The organism is Allopontixanthobacter sediminis, assembly GCF_009828115.1.
Lineage (GTDB): Bacteria > Pseudomonadota > Alphaproteobacteria > Sphingomonadales > Sphingomonadaceae > Allopontixanthobacter > Allopontixanthobacter sediminis.
The window spans coordinates 585,972-600,968 of record NZ_WTYL01000002.1; the positions used below are offsets into that span (position 1 = coordinate 585,972).

Genomic DNA, 14,997 nt, shown 5'->3' on the forward strand with positions numbered 1-14,997 from the left:
GCGTCAGGCCAGGGACTTCGCTTCCCGCGCGACTTCGCGCCAGCCGATGTCCCGGCGGCAGAAGCCGGTGGGGAAGGTGATCTCGTCGATCGCGCGATAGGCAGCCGCTTGCGCATCGGTAACGGTGCTGCCGGTAGCGGTGACGTTCAACACGCGTCCGCCATCGGCCACCAGGCTTCCGTCCCCGGCCAGCTTGGTTCCCGCGTGGAAAATCTTTGCGCCGCCCGTTTCCGCCGCGCCGAGGTCGATCGCGCCGCCTTTTTCCGGGGCGTCGGGGTAGCCCTTCGCAGCCATCACGACGGTCAGCGCCGTCGCGCTGGCGAACTTTGCCGGTTCACATGTTCCCAGCCGGTTGTCGGCGCAGGCGAGCATCAATTCGCCGAGGTCGCTGTGCAAACGGGTCATCAGCACCTGGCATTCGGGATCGCCGAAGCGGCAATTGTATTCGATCAGCTTTGGCCCGTGGTCGGTCAGCATCAGGCCCGCAAACAGCACCCCGGAATACGGCGTGCCTTCATTGGCGAGGGTGCGCACGGTCGGGGCGATGATCTTTTCGAGCACCACGCCGCGGGTCATCGCGTCCAGCACCGGCGCGGGGCTATAGGCACCCATTCCGCCGGTGTTCGGACCCGTGTCGCCTTCGCCCACGCGCTTGTGATCCTGCGCGCAGCCGAAGGACAGGATCGTCGCCCCGTCGGTCAGCGCGAAGAAACTAGCTTCCTCCCCGCGCATGAATTCCTCGATGACGACTTCCGCGCCAGCTGCGCCGAAGCGCCCGCCGAACATGTCTTCCAGCTCGGCAATCGCTTCCACGCGGGTTTCCGGAATGACCACCCCCTTGCCCGCGGCGAGGCCATCGGCCTTGAGCACATAGGGCGGCTGGAACGCGTCCAGCGCTGTCACCGCTTCGTCGAAGGAACGGGTGCGCACATACCCGGCCGTCGGAATTCCGGCCCGCTTGCACAGATCCTTGGTGAAGCCCTTGCTGCCTTCGAGCTGCGCTGCCGCCTTGCCGGGTCCGAACACCGATATTCCGGCGCCGCGCAGGCTGTCGGCCAGCCCGTCGACCAAGGGCGCTTCCGGGCCGACCACGACCAATCCGATGCGGTGTTCGTCGCAAAACAGGATCACGGCGGCATGATCGCCGGCGTCGAGCTGGACACAGTCCGCGTGCTGCGCAATTCCGGGGTTGCCCGGCGCGGCGTACAGCCTATCCTGCGGGCCAGACAGCAAGCGGGATTGCGCCAGCTTCCAGCTCAGCGCATGTTCGCGCCCGCCCGATCCCAACAGCAGGATATTCATGCCCGGCCCTTTCGAAAGCGATGACAATTCTGGCGGGCTGGTAGCGCGAAGCCGCTCTGGCGACAACGCAGAGCCGCTGACCATCACCGAAATATCGGCGCGGCTGAAGCGGTCGGTGGAAGACCAGTTCGGTTACGTCCGGCTGCGCGGGGAGCTGTCGGGGGTCAAGCAGGCGGCCTCGGGGCACCTTTATTGCTGCCTGAAAGACGAGAAGGCAGTGATCGACGGGGTCATGTGGCGCGGCAACGCCCAGCGCCTGTCGTTCCGGCCGGAAGACGGGATCGAAGTGGTCGCCACTGGCAAGCTGACCACGTATCCCGGCCGTTCCAAATACCAGATCGTGATCGACAGCATGGAGATCGCAGGGGAGGGTGCGCTGCTGGCGCTGCTGGAAAAAACCCGGCAGCGGCTGGAGGCGGAAGGGCTGTTCGCGCCCGAACGCAAGCAGCGCCTGCCGTTCATGCCGCGCATCATCGGCGTGGTCACGTCCCCCACCGGCGCGGTGATTCGCGACATCCTGCACCGTCTGGCAGACCGGTTTCCCAGCCATGTGCTGGTGTGGCCGGTGCTGGTGCAGGGGCAGGGTTCGGCAAGCCAGGTCGCCGCGGCGATTCGCGGCTTTTCCGGCATCGCGCCTGGCGGCCCGGTACCGCGCCCCGACCTCGTGATCGTTGCCCGCGGGGGCGGGTCGGTAGAGGACCTGTGGGGCTTCAACGAGGAAGCGGTCGTCCGCGCGATTGCCGATTGCACGATCCCGATCATCTCTGCCGTCGGCCATGAAACCGATACGACGCTGGCCGATTTTGTCGCCGATGCCCGCGCCCCGACCCCGACGGCGGCGGCTGAAATGGCGGTCCCGGTGCGCAGCGAATTGCTCGCGGCGGTAGAGGATTTGGCGCTACGCAAGAAACGCGCCGCACCGCGCCCGGTCGTGCTCGGCCGCGAACGGCTGGATGCCCGCGTCCAGCGGCTGCCTCGTCCTGATGCGCTGCTGCAGCCCCAGGCACAGCGGCTGGACGATCTGTCCGAACGGCTGCGGAGGGGGTTGTCCGACGCTGCGGCACAAGCCCGCGCTCTGCTGATGGCCGACAAGGCGCGGCTGTCCGCGCCGCTGCTGCGCTCGCGGATCGACCAGGCGCGCAATCGGCTGGTCGCTGCCCGGCTGACCCCGGCGCTGCTCCACCAGCGCAGTCAGCGGACGAGCGAACGGTTTGCCGCGCTTGAAAGGTTCTATCTCTCGCTCGACCCCAAGGCACCGCTGAAGCGCGGGTTCGTGCTGGTGACCGGCGCGGACGGCGCCTTGCTGCGCAGCCGCGCAGCGGCAGCAACGCAGCACCGGCTGTCGATCGAATTTGCCGACGGGACGCTCGATGCGGTGCCTGCGGGACAGGCGGAAAGCGCCAAGGCTCCAACCAAGGCGAGAAAACCTGCGCAGATCGCGCCAAAAGACCAACAAGATGATTTGTTCGGCTAGGCCGGATTTGCTAAGGACGGTCCCATGCTGATGTCCTCAGGCGATAGCGCCGCTCAATTGATCTACGGTCCCAACGGTTTTCGCGTGATGCGGGCCGGCCAACATGTGCTGTGCGCGGTCACAGGCCAACCGGTGCCGCTCGAAGAATTGCGTTACTGGAGCGTGGACTTGCAGGAACCTTACGCAAGTGCGGAGATCGCCACCCGGCGTGCACTGGAAGCAAGCTGATGTTCCGCCTGCCGTTGGCCGCTGTCGTTCCGGCCGTGATCCTGTCTGGCTGCGCCGTGGTACCGGAACCGGGCACGGCCGAGGTGGTCCAGCCGCTGCCCGCGCCGAAACCGGCGGCGACAACGCGGCTGCCCGCAAAGCTCCCGACCGGGCCAAGCACTTTCGTTTTCGATGGTGAACTGACGCAAGGCGGCTGGATTCGCGGGCAGGCGCCGGGCGGAACCGTGTCGGCCAGATTGGGTGACCGTGATCTTACTGTCGACGATAACGGCAACTTTTTTGCCGCGTTCGACCGTGATGCTGCGCGCACCGTCACGCTTTCAGCGCGGCTTGGCAGTGGCAAGGTGATCGAGAGCCCGCTGGCGATAAGCCCGCGCGCGTGGAACATTGAGCGGGTCAACCTCGCGCGGCCGACCGGCGCCGCGAGCGAAGCGTTCATGCAGCGCCGCCGCCCGGAGCTGGCGCAGATCAACGCCGCCCGTAATGTACTGGCAGAAAGCGGCGGCTGGCGGCAGAAATTCATCTGGCCGGTCCAGGGCCGCATTTCGGGCCGCTTCGGTTCGCAGCGTATCTACGCCGGGGTGCCGGGTAGCTACCATTCCGGGATCGACATCGCGACCGGGACCAGCGGTGCACCTTATGTCGCGCCCGCTGACGGGGTGGTGGTGCTGGCAACGGAGGAACCGTTCTCGCTTGAGGGGTATCTCCTGATCATCGATCACGGAATGGGCCTCAACAGTGCGTTTCTGCACAATTCGAAGCTCGCGGTGAAGACGGGAGACGTGGTTCGACAGGGCCAGTATCTCGGCAATATCGGCGCTACCGGCAGTGCCACTGGCCCACATCTCCACTGGAGCATAAAATGGCACGACGCCCGGCTTGATCCGTTGCTGTTTACCGGACCGATGTGAAGCGCCTTATCGTCGCACGGTGGCGGATGATCCTGGCGGTGATGGTTGCGACGGCGCTGGCGCCCGTTACCTGGATCCGGACCGAATTGCCGGCCCCCGATTTCGATGCTCCGGTTACCTTCACCCGGATCGCCACGCCGATCAGGACGGTGGGGGAGGTCGAAATCCTGCGCGCTTGGAAACTAGCCAGCAATAGCAACCATTTCGGCGGCTACTCGGCCATGATTGCAACGGGACCGCAGCAATTGATTGCTGCGAGCGACCTGGGGCGGATAATGCGGCTGTCTTTGCCGGCCGCTGGTTCGCCCATTGCAAATTTGAGTTATCTTTCCGGAAAGATCGAACTTCAAAAACGCCTGATCGACGCCGAATCCATGACTCGCGATCCCGGAACTGGCCGGATCTGGATCGGATATGAAGATATCAACGCAATCGAGCGCCGCGATGAGAGGATGCGAAATCCGCGCGGGGTTCGCCCACCGCAAATGGGCAACTTCTCCTCCAACAAGGGCGCGGAAGCAATAGCGCGGTTGGCAGATGGGCGTTTCATCGTGCTCGCCGAGGGGTCGCGTGGCTGGGGGAGCCGGGATTTTGCCGGGTTGCTGTTTCCTGCGGACCCCGTCGACGATCCGGCGCAAGAATTACGCGCGGCGGAGTTCAATTTCGGCCCGCCCGAAGGATACCGTCCGGTCGACATGGTCCAGATACCCGATGGCCGCGTTCTGATCCTGGTCCGCACGCTCCACTGGCAGATAATGCCGCGCTTTACCGCGAAGCTGGTGCTGGCAGACCCTGCCGAAATTTATCCGGGCGGGACATGGTCGGGCCGGGTCATTGCTGAGTTCGCCCCGCCAAACCCGTCGGACAATTATGAGGGGTTGGCGATGTGGCCGCGGCCGGACGGACTGCTCGACCTGTGGCTGGTTTCAGACGACAACCGCAACAGTTTCCAGAACACTTACCTGCTGGAAATGCGCTGGAACCCTGCGGGCGGCACGGCGAACTAACCCGGCGCACGGACAAAGGAAAAGGCGCGCAGCCGGGCCGCGCGCCTTGATCCGGTTCGTCGATGAACATACCGGGCACGGTGCCCAGCAAGTTAGCCCGTCAGGCTGCCTGTTCGGCCTTCGCGTCGAGCTTCTTCAGTTCGCGCTTTACCTTCACGGCGCGGTCGCTGAGCTTTTCGTTCTTGGTCTTGATCAGCCAATTGTCGAGCCCGCCGACATGCTCCACCGACCGGAGACCGTTGGTGGAAACGCGGAACTTGAAGCTGCGGTCAAGCTTCTCGCTCATCAGCGTGACATTCTGCAAATTGGGCAGGAATACGCGCTTGGTCTTGTTGTTGGCGTGGCTGACGTTGTTGCCAACCTGGCGACCCTTGCCGGTCAGTTCGCAGATGCGCGACATGATAAATCTCGTTCGATTGCGGGCCCGTCAGCATTAAGCCTCTGGGCGAGTTGCTAGGTCCGTGTGCTTACGGAAAGCGGGGCGCTTAGCGCTACGGAGACGAATCGTCAATGCCTTCCGGTGTTGTGGGCTGACGGACCGAGCGGACATACGGGATCAGCTTTCTTGCCGTCAGCCCCGGCGCGGGCTACCCGCTGGGCATGACACGCTGGCCAATCCCCCGACCAATGCAGGAAGCCTTGGCACAGGCCCGGCTCGCTGTCGAATCGGGAGAAGTGCCGGTGGGCGCGGTAATCATGCGCGGGGAAGATATTGTCGCGGCTGCCCACAACGCCCCGCGCGAGGATCATGACCCCACCGCCCACGCCGAGATTTCCGCGATTCGCGCGGCGGCCAAGGCGCTGGGGCGCGAAAGGCTGGACGATTGCGAGTTGTGGGTCACGCTGGAACCCTGTGCGATGTGCGCGGGCGCGATCAGCCACGCCCGGGTGGCGCGGCTCTATTACGGCGCATCCGACCCCAAGGGCGGGGCGGTGGAGCAGGGTGCCCGGGTCTTCGAACAGCCGCAATGCCTCCACCGGCCAGAGGTATATTCAGGTATCGGCGCGGAGGAATCGGCGGAGCTGCTACGCGGGTTCTTTCGCGAGCGGCGCTAGAGCCCACGCCAGATCTTCGCCGGCGATCTATCACCCGCGCCGAAGCGCATGCGGTCGCACGGCGCGGGGCGGAAGCGTTTTCCGTAGCAGATTCGCGCTTCCTCCAGCCAGCCACCCCGGTCGAGGTCGATCCCGATATTCTCCGGTTCGATCCCGCTGTTGGCCGAGGCGATTGCGGTTCGAATTTCCCCTGCCGTCAGGCCCGGCTCGCGCGACAGCCGGTCCATGTCGGGAAAGACGAGGCTGTCCCACAGGATGCGGGTGACCTTGAAATAGGTTTTCGGGCGGCGCGTCATGCAGCTGCCGTGCTTGGCCCACTGGCGCGCGACCAACGCGGGGGAAGGCATCATGCACAGGTTACGCCGGGTCTCGTTCGGGGTCAGTGCGCCGGCAGCGGGACACCACTGCGGCCAGCTGCCGGATGATCCACGCCGCGATTCGGGCCATAGACCGTGGACGACGAAGCCGAACTGGCCATTCGAACCGGAACATTGCGTGCGGTTCCCGCCGCGCAGCTCCCGGTTCTTGCAGAACTCCGGCGACCAGCTGAGCGCGAGCGTGTATCCGGTGACTGGCAACCGCTGAACCGGACCATCGGGAACGATGACCGGCACCGACACCTTCGCAGGCATCCGGCATTGGTAGGCCTGCGCCAGCGCGGGCTGTCCCGAGACAGCCATCACCGCAGCCAATCCGGGCGCGAGGTGGCGAAAACTATTCGCCAGCGGAGGGATCGCCGTCGGACCCGTATGAGTCAGCGAACCAGTCCCGCGCATCGGGCCGGAACAGCATGACAACGGCCGCCAGCGCCAGCAGGTTCAGCAGCAACACAGTAACCAGTTCGGCACCTGCCAATGTCGCGAAGGCACCCGGCACGCCTAGCAATCCAAACGCGGTGAATGCGACCAGCACCCATTTCGCGATTACGTTGGCACGGTAGGCAACGAGATAATACAGCAGCAGGGAAACAAGCAGGCTGACGGCGAGGACAGCCATGAACATACCCGCACCCCAACCGAGCGCACCGAGTGTCGGGTCCCGCTCCATCTGGCCAAGGGTACGGTCATAGGTGAGCCAGGTGTTGATCGCGGTGACGGCAATCGACGCCAGGTACAGGCGTTCGAACAGGATGATCGATTTTGGCCGCATTGCGCTTGTCTCCCCCTAGGACATCGCCCGTTGGCGAGGCGCCCTGTCTGGCGGAAATTCCCGCAGCTCACAAGCGCCCTAAAGCGGGGTAAAATCCAGCCCGATATCCGCCGCGGGTGCGCTCTGGGTCAGGCGGCCGACGGACACGTAATCGACACCCGTTGCCGCTTTCGCCGCGATGGTCTGGAGGTTGATCCCGCCCGAGGCTTCGGTCGGTACCCGCCCGGCGACCAGCGCCACCGCCTCGCGCAAGGTTTCAGGTTCCATATTGTCGAGCAGCAGACGGGTTGCGCCGGCTCCCAGCGCCGGTTCGATCTGGTCGATCCGGTCAACCTCGCAGATAATCGTCGCGACCCCGGCGGCGCGGGCACGGCGGACCGCCTCCGCCACTCCCCCGGCAACGGCGACATGGTTGTCCTTGATCATTGCGGCATCCCACAGGCCCATCCGGTGATTTGCGCCGCCGCCCATCCGCACGGCGTATTTCTCGAGATGGCGCAAACCGGGAATGGTCTTGCGCGTGTCCAGCAGCGTACAGGCGGGGTTGTCCATCGCGGTTACATAGGCGCGCACCATCGTTGCGATGCCGGACAGGTGCTGGACCAAGTTGAGCGCGCTGCGTTCCGCTGTCAGCAGGGCGCGGGCATTGCCCGACAGGCGCATCAGGTCGGTTCCCGGCAGCGCTTCTGCGCCCTCCGCCACCAGTATCTCGATCTCGACTGCGGGATCGCAGGCACGGAAGAAGGCTTCGGCCAAGGGCAGCCCAGCCACCCTGATTGCATCGCGGCTGTCCATCACGCCGGAAAAGCGCGCATCCGCCGGGATTACGCTCTCGGAAGTAACATCGCGCCCGCCGCCCGGCAGACCCTCGCCAAGGTCTTCCGCCAGGGTGTCGTGAACAAAGCGGTCAAGGTCGAAGCCGGGGAGAACGAAGGTCATGCCGCCGTCTTGGACGGTTTGCTCGTCCGGCTCAATATCAATGCACGAAGCGCGCTACCACGTCGCGGTATGACCGGCTGACTTTCACTTCCGCTCCGGAATCCAGGACGAGGAAACATTCGCCATTGGTGTGCGGCTTCACCTGTCGGACCTGGTCGAGATTGACGATCGTGGAGCGGTGGACGCGCTGGAATTTGCGCGGGTCCAGACGGCGTTCCAGGTCCTTCATCGTTTCGCGCAGGATCAGCGAGTTGTCGCCGGTGAAGATGCACATGTAATCGCCCGCTGCCTCGATATGCTCGATGGAGCCGACCTCGACACGGAAAATCTGCCCGCGATCCTTCACGTTGATCAGCTTTTCGAAGCGTTCACTCGATTCGCCTTCGCTGTCGGCGAATTCCTCGGCGGCATCGGGCGCCACTTCGGCGAGCACATTCATCAGGTTCACGGCTTCTTCGGCGGAGCGTTTCTCGGCGAGCCGGACCCGCACCCGTTCGACCGTATCGGCCAGCTTGTCGACATCGACCGGCTTCATCAGATAATTGACTGCGTTGGCCTCGAACGCACGGATCGCATGTTCCTGGTAGGCGGTGACGAACACGAACAGCGGCGGTTCGATTTCCATCACGCCCTTGACCACGCTGAAGCCATCGAAACCGGGCATTTCAATGTCGAGAAACACCAGGTCCGGCTTTTCGGTCTTGATCTTGCGAATGGCTTCGCGCCCGTTGGCGCAGGTCTCGATTATCTCGATGTCGTCGAACGCCTCGAGCCGCAGTTGGAGGCCCTGGATGGCCAGCTTCTCGTCGTCGACGATAATGGTGCGAATTGTCATATTTTGGATCCAATCGGGCGCTCGAAGCCGGGGAGGGGTACCCGAGCGGCGTTTGTGGGGGCTGCGACCGTGGATTTAACGGCCGGAGCGGTCTCTGGTTTCATGGATTCCGGCTTAACCTGCGGTGACCCGGCAGAAGCGGCTTCTTCGCTGTCGATGTCTTCGAACGGCAATTCGATGACGACGGTGAAACCGCCCTCAGGCGGGGTACGGATTTCGAACAATTGTGCATCACCATAAGCCTGGACCAATCGATCGCGAATATTGGCAAGGCCGACTCCGGTGGATTCCGTCCGTCCTTCTCCTGTCATTGCGCCTGGCAGCCTGTGCCTTTGTCCGCTGGCATTCAAGCCCGGACCCGTGTCCGAAACGGTGACCCGAAGCTGTGGTCCGACGACCCGCGCGGCAATGCTGATTTTGGCCCCTTCCTCTTGCTGCGACACCGCGTATTTGATTGCGTTTTCGACCAGCGGCTGCAGCAGCATGGCAGGCAGCATCGCTTCCCTCGCGGCGGGTTCGATCTGGAAATCGGTTCGCAGCCTTTCCTCGAACCGCATGCGTTCGATGCCGAGGTAGAGTTTGAGCGTCTCGATTTCCTGGTCCAACGTCACCTTGCCGGTCGGCTGGGTCAGCAAAGTGTGCCGCAGGAACGAGGACAGGCGGGTGAGCATCGCGTTGGCCGGTTCGGTCTGCTTCAGGAGCACCAGCGTGCTGATGGAATTCAGCGTGTTGAACAGGAAATGCGGGTTTAGCTGGTAACGCAGCATCGCGAGCTGCGCGGCGGTTGCCTGCGCTTCAAGCCGTTCGAGCTGGTCGGCCTGCCGTTCCACCTGAAGGTAGTAGTTGATGGCGTAATACAGCGCCGACCACGCACCCAGCAGGGTCAGGTCGAGGTAGAAATAGCTGAAGAAGCGCTGCAAAAGCCCGGTTTCCCGGTCGGAATAGAGGCTGATGACCCAGCTATCGACAAAGGCGTACAGACCCACACCGACGGCCAGCACCACGGCGGTGACACCCCAGGTTACCAGCGGCCTGCGGTCGATCAGCATGCGGTAGATTACCGAAAAAACCAGGCTGATCGAAAACCCGGTGATCGATCCGATCAGGATCAGGACCAGGAAATCCAGTGGCTGCGAATTGACCAGCGCGGAGGCTGCGCGAAACAGTGTCACGCCGGCCCATCCGCCGATCTGGAGATACCAGAACGCACGGTTCTTGTTGCGGAAGAAAGGGGTCGGGCGGAAGGGCAGCATAGCCATAGCGTGGCAGGCTTAGCCGATTTTGCGGCAGTTCGTCAGTTTGTTTTGCGCATCGGCACGGTTGCGGTAGCATGGCGATCAAGGAGAGCGGCCATGGGCATCGAACAGAAAATGTCGGCGGAAGGGCCGGAACAGCGGCCGGAGCGGGCGAAATTCCGGGAAATGAAGGAAGGAACGGCGGAAGATTGGGCGCTGATCGCGGGCCATTTCCGCGAATTCGCGGGCGGCGTCGCTGGCCGGGTGCTCGAACATTTACGGCTGCTTGACGGGGATTTTGGCGGGTTCCCGGTCGACCGGCTGGAACATTCGCTGCAAACCGCCACGCGTGCCTACCGCGACGGCCGCGACGAGCAATATGTCGTGATGGCCCTGTTGCACGACATCGGCGACACGCTGGGCAGCTTCAATCATCCGGATGTCGCTGCGGCGATCATCAAACCGTTCGTGCGGGAGCAATTGCACTGGATTTGCCAGCAGCACGGGCATTTCCAGGGCTATTACTACTTCCATTATCTCGGGATAGACCGCGAAACGCGCGAACAATTCCGGGGCAGCCCGAATTTCGAAGCCTGCGCGGAATTCTGTGAAAAATACGATCAGGCTTCGTTCGATCCAGATTATCAAAGCGAACCGCTCGAGTTTTTCGAACCGATGGTGCACCGGGTAATGGCGCGGCCGCTGGCGACGCTTTATTCGATGGACGATCCGGATGCGGCGGAAGCCGCCGAATAGGCGTTTGCGCGCGGCGGCGCGGACTCGATTTCCCGTCGGAAGCCCCTCCGCCAGTCCGCCGATCCGCTCGCGGCCTTGCTGCGCGCAATGAGGGGCAATTCGGCGGCGATGAATTCGGCGCGTTCGTCCCACCCGTCATGGGTTCGGCCCCGGAACAGGCCGCCGTCATTGCCCGGGCCCCATTCGCGCATAAATCGCTCCGCCGCCGCCGGATCGTAGCCGCCGTTCGCCAACAGCCATGGCATGAGGCGGTCGGCCTCCCGCTCGGTCACGCGGATGTTGCGCCGTTTGCGCCCGTTCGCGTCGAGCCAGCCCGGGTGGCCCAACAGATTATGCGCAAACTCGTGCGCCAAGGCGGCTGCGAGCAATTCCTCGGTATAGGAAAACCCGACGAAATCTGCCCCGATCGCCACGCGCTGGCCATTGGCTGAGGCGCGGCGGGATCCTGCGATGACTTCGAACCCGCTGGCGCAGGCCGTCTCGCCGACCAGCAGGGTGGTGATGGGCGCGCCCTGCGGTCCGCTCCAGACAATCTCGACCTGCCCGCGATCACGCAAAGCCTCGTTGACTCTCTGATGCAGCGTGGTCAGGCGCTGCCACGTTTCCTTGTCGGCGGGCGGTAGGCTGCTCATCGGCTGGCCATCGACTGCCAGCACTTCGGCGAACACCGGCAGTCCGGACCGGAACGCGGGGGATCCCGCCGCGCGGGCCTGGACCGCGATATCGCCTGCAAGTCCCATTGCCGCGCGCACGGCGGCGGGATTTCCAAAGGCGGCGACATCCTGCAGCAATAGTCCGACAGCCGGCCGGGCCTCGGAACAGAAGGCTGCGTTTCCGGTGATCAGTTTCCAGCCAATCGACTGGACCAGCTCGTCGCGCTTTTGGAGCGCTGCCAACTGCGCGGAAGTGTCGTCCGCACCGTGCGCGGGCTGTGCAATCGGTGCGGCCAGCATCAGGGCGATGATCAGAAAATAGCGCAGGCGCAGGCCCGCGTCCGCAATCTTTGGAAGTCTCACCGGTTTCGGGCGGCGTCGATGGCCTGCTGCAAGGCCTCGACCCCGATGGCGCCCTCGAAAGGCTGGCCGCCGATCACCCAGCTGGGTGTTCCGCCAAAGCCGATCTCCCGCGCCAGTTCGGTGTTGCTGGCCAGTTCGGCCTTCGCCTCGCCCGAAGCGGCGAATTCCTGTGCCTTTGCCATGTCCACGCCAGCCTCCGCCGCCGCTGCCGCGATAGCTGCCTCGGTCGGCGCCCCCTTGGTGAACATCGCATCGTGAAAGGCCTGGTAACGGCCCTGTTTCGCCGCTGCGAGCGCCACCAACGCAGCCTTGTCACTGCCTTCGAAGATCGGCCATTCGCGGATTACGACGCGCAAGTCGGGATTGTCCCGGACCAGCTGCGCGACATGTTCCTGGCTTGCCCGGCAATAGCCGCAGGCATAGTCGGTAAACTCGACTAGCGTGACAGATCCGTCGGGGTTGCCGAATTCTGCGCCGGGGAACGGGGTCTGCACGCGCTCCTCGATGCCGGCCAGACGGTCTGCGCCCTGCTGTTGCTGATACCGCTCGGCCATTTCCGGCAGCAGGTCGGGATTTTCGAGCAGGTAGGCGCGGGTATGGCTATCGCCCAGCCCGCTGAACGACCACACGGCGGCGCCGGTGAAGCCGAAAATCAGCGAAACCAGCGCGGTGAGAGCGAGAGAGCGGAAGGACATCTGCATGATCCCGCGGCGCTACCGGCGCTTGGGCTGTCTTTCAAGCTCCGCGCGTGCCTGCATGCCGATATCCTGCGCGCGTATCCAATCGGGCGACCCCGTCGGCAGGCCCGCCTCGGCGGCTTGCGCGCTGCGCAGCGCTTCCTCGTACTTCCGGCTCATTACCTGCTGTTCGGCGCTGGCGAGCCGCGCGCGGGGCATGTCCCCCTCGGCGGCATAGACCACGCCGAGCTGGTACCAGGCGAAAGGGTTGTACCGGTCCCGCGCCACCGCCAGACGCAGCACCTTTTCTGCTTCGGGAAAATTCCGCGGGTCTTCGGTGGCGATCAGGGCGTGACCGAAAATCGAGGCGATCAAGGGCTGGTTGCCGGTCAGTTCGGTGGCCTTGCGCAGCGGTTCAAGAGCTTCTCCGGGCCGGCCCGATTCTAGCAGGACCTGGCCCTGCAATTCGAGGAAATAGGGGTCTTGCGGATCGGCGGCGAGTAGCTGCGAAGTCTCTTCCAATGCCTGCTCGATCTGGGCATTCTTATGATAGGCGTAGGCCCGGGCATAACGCGCAGGCACATCGGTTCGGCTGGCCGGGTATTGCTGCAGCGTGCGCTTCGGCTCGGTCAAATAGCCGAAGAGCTTGGCCTTGACCCGCTCGAACCGCTGCTGGATCGTGGCATCCGCAGGTGCCTCCCACGCGGGATCGACGATGTAGGTTTCACGCAAGCGGGCGATCCGGTCACCCGACAGCGGGTGGGTGCGCGAAAAGGCTGCCTCGTCGCTCTGGCTGTAGCCATAGCGAAATTCTTGGTTCTGCAATTTCTTGAAGAATTCCAGCGAACCGCGGCCTGAAATCCCGGCCTTGGACAGATATTCGGCCCCTGCCGCATCCGCCGAGCTTTCCTGCACGCGAGAAAAGGACAGGTAACTTCCCACTGCGGCCTGTTGTCCGGCGGCAATCACGCCCATTGCCGCTTCCCCGGCGCCGGCCAGCGCGGCGGCTACGCCCAGCACCATCGACAGGATGGAAATGTTGGCCGCCTTGCCGAAACCCTCGCCGCTGCGGATCACATGTCCGCCGGTGATATGGCCGATTTCATGGGCGATCACGCCCTGCACTTCATTGGCGGTATCGGCCGCGTCGATCAGCCCGCTGTGGATATAGACGACCTGCCCGCCCGCCACGAAGGCGTTGATCGACGGGTCGTTGATCAGGACGATCTGAATGTTCCCCGGAGCCAGCCCTGCCGCTTGCGCCAGCGGTTCCGCCATTTCCTGCAGCAGCGCCTCGGTTTCCGCGTCACGCAGGACGGATTGCGCGGTGGCCGGCTGGGCCATCAGCGACACGGCGGCCAGCAGTGCAATCAGGCGGGTGAGCAAGCGCATGTCCGCTCTCTTAGCGTATCGTGGCCTGAACCGGAACTGAAGGATTGGCCGCGGCGCCCTCTGCTTTCGCAGATGCAGCCACCGAGTTTGCGAACCGCACGATTGCGGGCACGACGTGTCCATTTTTCCGCCACGGACTGGCCATCGCGAGGAGCGGTGCGTTGTGATCCATCTCCGGAAAATAGACCGTGGTGACTGTACCCCCGGCGGCGATCAGCCCGGTGTACAGCGCTTGGGTGTTGCGCGGTTTGACCAGCGTGTCTTTCTCGCCGTGGATGAGCAGCATGGGCGGGGCATCGGCGCGCAGGTAATTTACCGGCTGGGTCGCGGGCAGATCGGGCGCATCGCCAAACGCCGCCTTGGTGGAATCGCTGTCGAGCGGGAGGAAATCGTAAGGCCCGGACAATCCGACAACGCCCATGATTACCGAGGGCGAAACTCCGGCGCGCTCCAGCCAATGCCGGTCCAGCGCGACTTGCACCACGTTATAGGCTCCGGCGGAATGGCCCGCGACCAGGATTGCGTCCGGATCGCCGCCATACCGGGCGACATTTTGCCGGGTCCAGGCGATGGCCGAAGCGGTATCTTGCAGCATGGCGGGATATTCGCCGCCATTGCCGAGCCGGTATCCGGCGAGCACGACGGTGAAGCCTTCCGGGGCCAGCGCGCGGGCGACAAAGCTGTAATCATCGGGATCGCCGCTGCGCCAGCTGCCGCCGTGGACGAATACGATCACCGGCTTCGCTGCTTCGTCGCCTTCCGCGTTGTAGACGGCAATCTTCTGTTGCGGGTCGGGGCCGATGGTTTCGCGGTGGACGAGCGCCACGCCGCGCGCGCCGCCAGCGACCCGGTCGACCGCGTCGATTACGGCGGGACCGTTGCGAGTTACGGCAAAGCGGAACATGGCGGCGCCGCTGGCCGCGACCACCACCAAGCCAAGCGTGATCCAGCCCATCCGGCGCCATCCCTTCTTCGTCATGTAGCCCCCGTCGCAAACCCGGTCCGTGAGGGACCTGCCTT

Annotated in this window: 17 protein-coding genes; 6 read left to right on the plus strand and 11 right to left on the minus strand. The window is 64.1% G+C overall.

Going from position 1 to position 14,997, the window contains the following annotated elements; translation table 11 throughout:
- Positions 1-3: 3 nt before the first annotated feature.
- Positions 4-1,302, minus strand: coding sequence for a phosphoribosylamine--glycine ligase (gene purD, locus GRI65_RS08580; protein WP_160756100.1), 1,299 nt, complete (start codon positions 1,300-1,302; stop codon positions 4-6).
- On the opposite strand from purD, the gene xseA reads away from it, so the two are divergent.
- From xseA to GRI65_RS08600, 4 genes are read left to right on the plus strand one after another with little or no spacing between them, the layout of a single operon-like run.
- Entirely contained in the window at positions 1,301-2,776 is a 1,476-nt protein-coding gene (gene xseA, locus GRI65_RS08585) for an exodeoxyribonuclease VII large subunit (protein ID WP_160756101.1), read from the plus strand. The two genes, purD and xseA, sit on opposite strands and share 2 nt — an antisense overlap.
- Positions 2,777-2,800: 24 nt before the next feature.
- Positions 2,801-3,004 carry a DUF2093 domain-containing protein gene (locus tag GRI65_RS08590; protein WP_160756102.1) on the plus strand — a complete coding sequence of 68 codons (204 nt, stop codon included), beginning with the start codon at positions 2,801-2,803 and terminating at the stop codon, positions 3,002-3,004.
- Complete coding sequence (locus tag GRI65_RS08595; RefSeq protein ID WP_160756103.1) at positions 3,004-3,915, plus strand: M23 family metallopeptidase; 912 nt, start codon at positions 3,004-3,006, stop codon at positions 3,913-3,915. Before GRI65_RS08590 ends, GRI65_RS08595 begins: the two co-directional genes overlap by 1 nt.
- Entirely contained in the window at positions 3,912-4,922 is a 1,011-nt protein-coding gene (locus GRI65_RS08600) for an esterase-like activity of phytase family protein (RefSeq protein WP_160756104.1), read from the plus strand. The genes GRI65_RS08595 and GRI65_RS08600 overlap by 4 nt, the downstream gene beginning before the upstream one ends.
- A 100-nt stretch (positions 4,923-5,022) precedes the next feature.
- Here the strand turns inward: GRI65_RS08600 and rpmB are convergent, their stop codons facing one another.
- Positions 5,023-5,322: a 50S ribosomal protein L28 gene (gene rpmB / locus GRI65_RS08605; protein WP_160756105.1), complete on the minus strand. Its 300-nt coding sequence runs from the start codon at positions 5,320-5,322 to the stop codon at positions 5,023-5,025.
- Between the two features lie 200 nt (positions 5,323-5,522).
- Here rpmB and GRI65_RS08610 point away from each other — a divergent pair, with 200 nt between their 5' ends.
- Complete coding sequence (locus GRI65_RS08610) at positions 5,523-5,978, plus strand: nucleoside deaminase (protein ID WP_160756106.1); 456 nt, start codon at positions 5,523-5,525, stop codon at positions 5,976-5,978.
- Here the strand turns inward: GRI65_RS08610 and GRI65_RS08615 are convergent.
- The 5 genes from GRI65_RS08615 to GRI65_RS08635 all read right to left on the minus strand — a co-directional run bounded on the left by GRI65_RS08615 (position 5,975) and on the right by GRI65_RS08635 (position 10,160).
- Positions 5,975-6,754, minus strand: a complete 780-nt coding sequence (locus tag GRI65_RS08615; protein ID WP_232844010.1) for a ribonuclease T2 family protein — start codon at positions 6,752-6,754, stop codon at positions 5,975-5,977. The two genes, GRI65_RS08610 and GRI65_RS08615, sit on opposite strands and share 4 nt — an antisense overlap.
- Positions 6,693-7,127 (minus strand): hypothetical protein, encoded by a 435-nt coding sequence (locus GRI65_RS08620; RefSeq protein WP_160756107.1) that lies wholly within the window; start codon positions 7,125-7,127, stop codon positions 6,693-6,695. The genes GRI65_RS08615 and GRI65_RS08620 overlap by 62 nt, the downstream gene beginning before the upstream one ends.
- Positions 7,128-7,205: 78 nt before the next feature.
- Positions 7,206-8,066 carry a carboxylating nicotinate-nucleotide diphosphorylase gene (nadC, locus tag GRI65_RS08625; protein WP_160756108.1) on the minus strand — a complete coding sequence of 287 codons (861 nt, stop codon included), beginning with the start codon at positions 8,064-8,066 and terminating at the stop codon, positions 7,206-7,208.
- A 37-nt stretch (positions 8,067-8,103) separates the two neighbouring features.
- Positions 8,104-8,901: a LytR/AlgR family response regulator transcription factor gene (locus GRI65_RS08630; RefSeq protein ID WP_160756109.1), complete on the minus strand. Its 798-nt coding sequence runs from the start codon at positions 8,899-8,901 to the stop codon at positions 8,104-8,106.
- Positions 8,898-10,160, minus strand: coding sequence for a sensor histidine kinase (locus tag GRI65_RS08635; RefSeq protein WP_160756110.1), 1,263 nt, complete (start codon positions 10,158-10,160; stop codon positions 8,898-8,900). The genes GRI65_RS08630 and GRI65_RS08635 overlap by 4 nt, the downstream gene beginning before the upstream one ends.
- Positions 10,161-10,253: 93 nt before the next feature.
- Between GRI65_RS08635 and GRI65_RS08640 the strand changes: the two genes are divergently transcribed.
- Complete coding sequence (locus GRI65_RS08640; protein WP_232844011.1) at positions 10,254-10,892, plus strand: HD domain-containing protein; 639 nt, start codon at positions 10,254-10,256, stop codon at positions 10,890-10,892.
- On the opposite strand, the gene GRI65_RS08645 is transcribed toward GRI65_RS08640, so the two are convergent.
- From GRI65_RS08645 to GRI65_RS08660, 4 genes are read right to left on the minus strand one after another with little or no spacing between them, the layout of a single operon-like run.
- The gene (locus tag GRI65_RS08645; protein WP_160756111.1) at positions 10,850-11,908 is read right to left on the minus strand and encodes a M48 family metalloprotease; all 1,059 of its coding nucleotides are present in this window, start codon (positions 11,906-11,908) and stop codon (positions 10,850-10,852) included. The two genes, GRI65_RS08640 and GRI65_RS08645, sit on opposite strands and share 43 nt — an antisense overlap.
- On the minus strand, positions 11,905-12,603 hold the full coding sequence (locus GRI65_RS08650; protein WP_160756112.1) for a DsbA family protein: 699 nt from the start codon (positions 12,601-12,603) through the stop codon (positions 11,905-11,907). The genes GRI65_RS08645 and GRI65_RS08650 overlap by 4 nt, the downstream gene beginning before the upstream one ends.
- Before the next feature lie 18 nt (positions 12,604-12,621).
- Positions 12,622-13,977 carry a M48 family metalloprotease gene (locus GRI65_RS08655; protein WP_160756113.1) on the minus strand — a complete coding sequence of 452 codons (1,356 nt, stop codon included), beginning with the start codon at positions 13,975-13,977 and terminating at the stop codon, positions 12,622-12,624.
- Positions 13,978-13,987: 10 nt separating this feature from the next.
- The gene (locus tag GRI65_RS08660; RefSeq protein ID WP_160756114.1) at positions 13,988-14,956 is read right to left on the minus strand and encodes an alpha/beta hydrolase; all 969 of its coding nucleotides are present in this window, start codon (positions 14,954-14,956) and stop codon (positions 13,988-13,990) included.
- Positions 14,957-14,997: the final 41 nt, after the last annotated feature.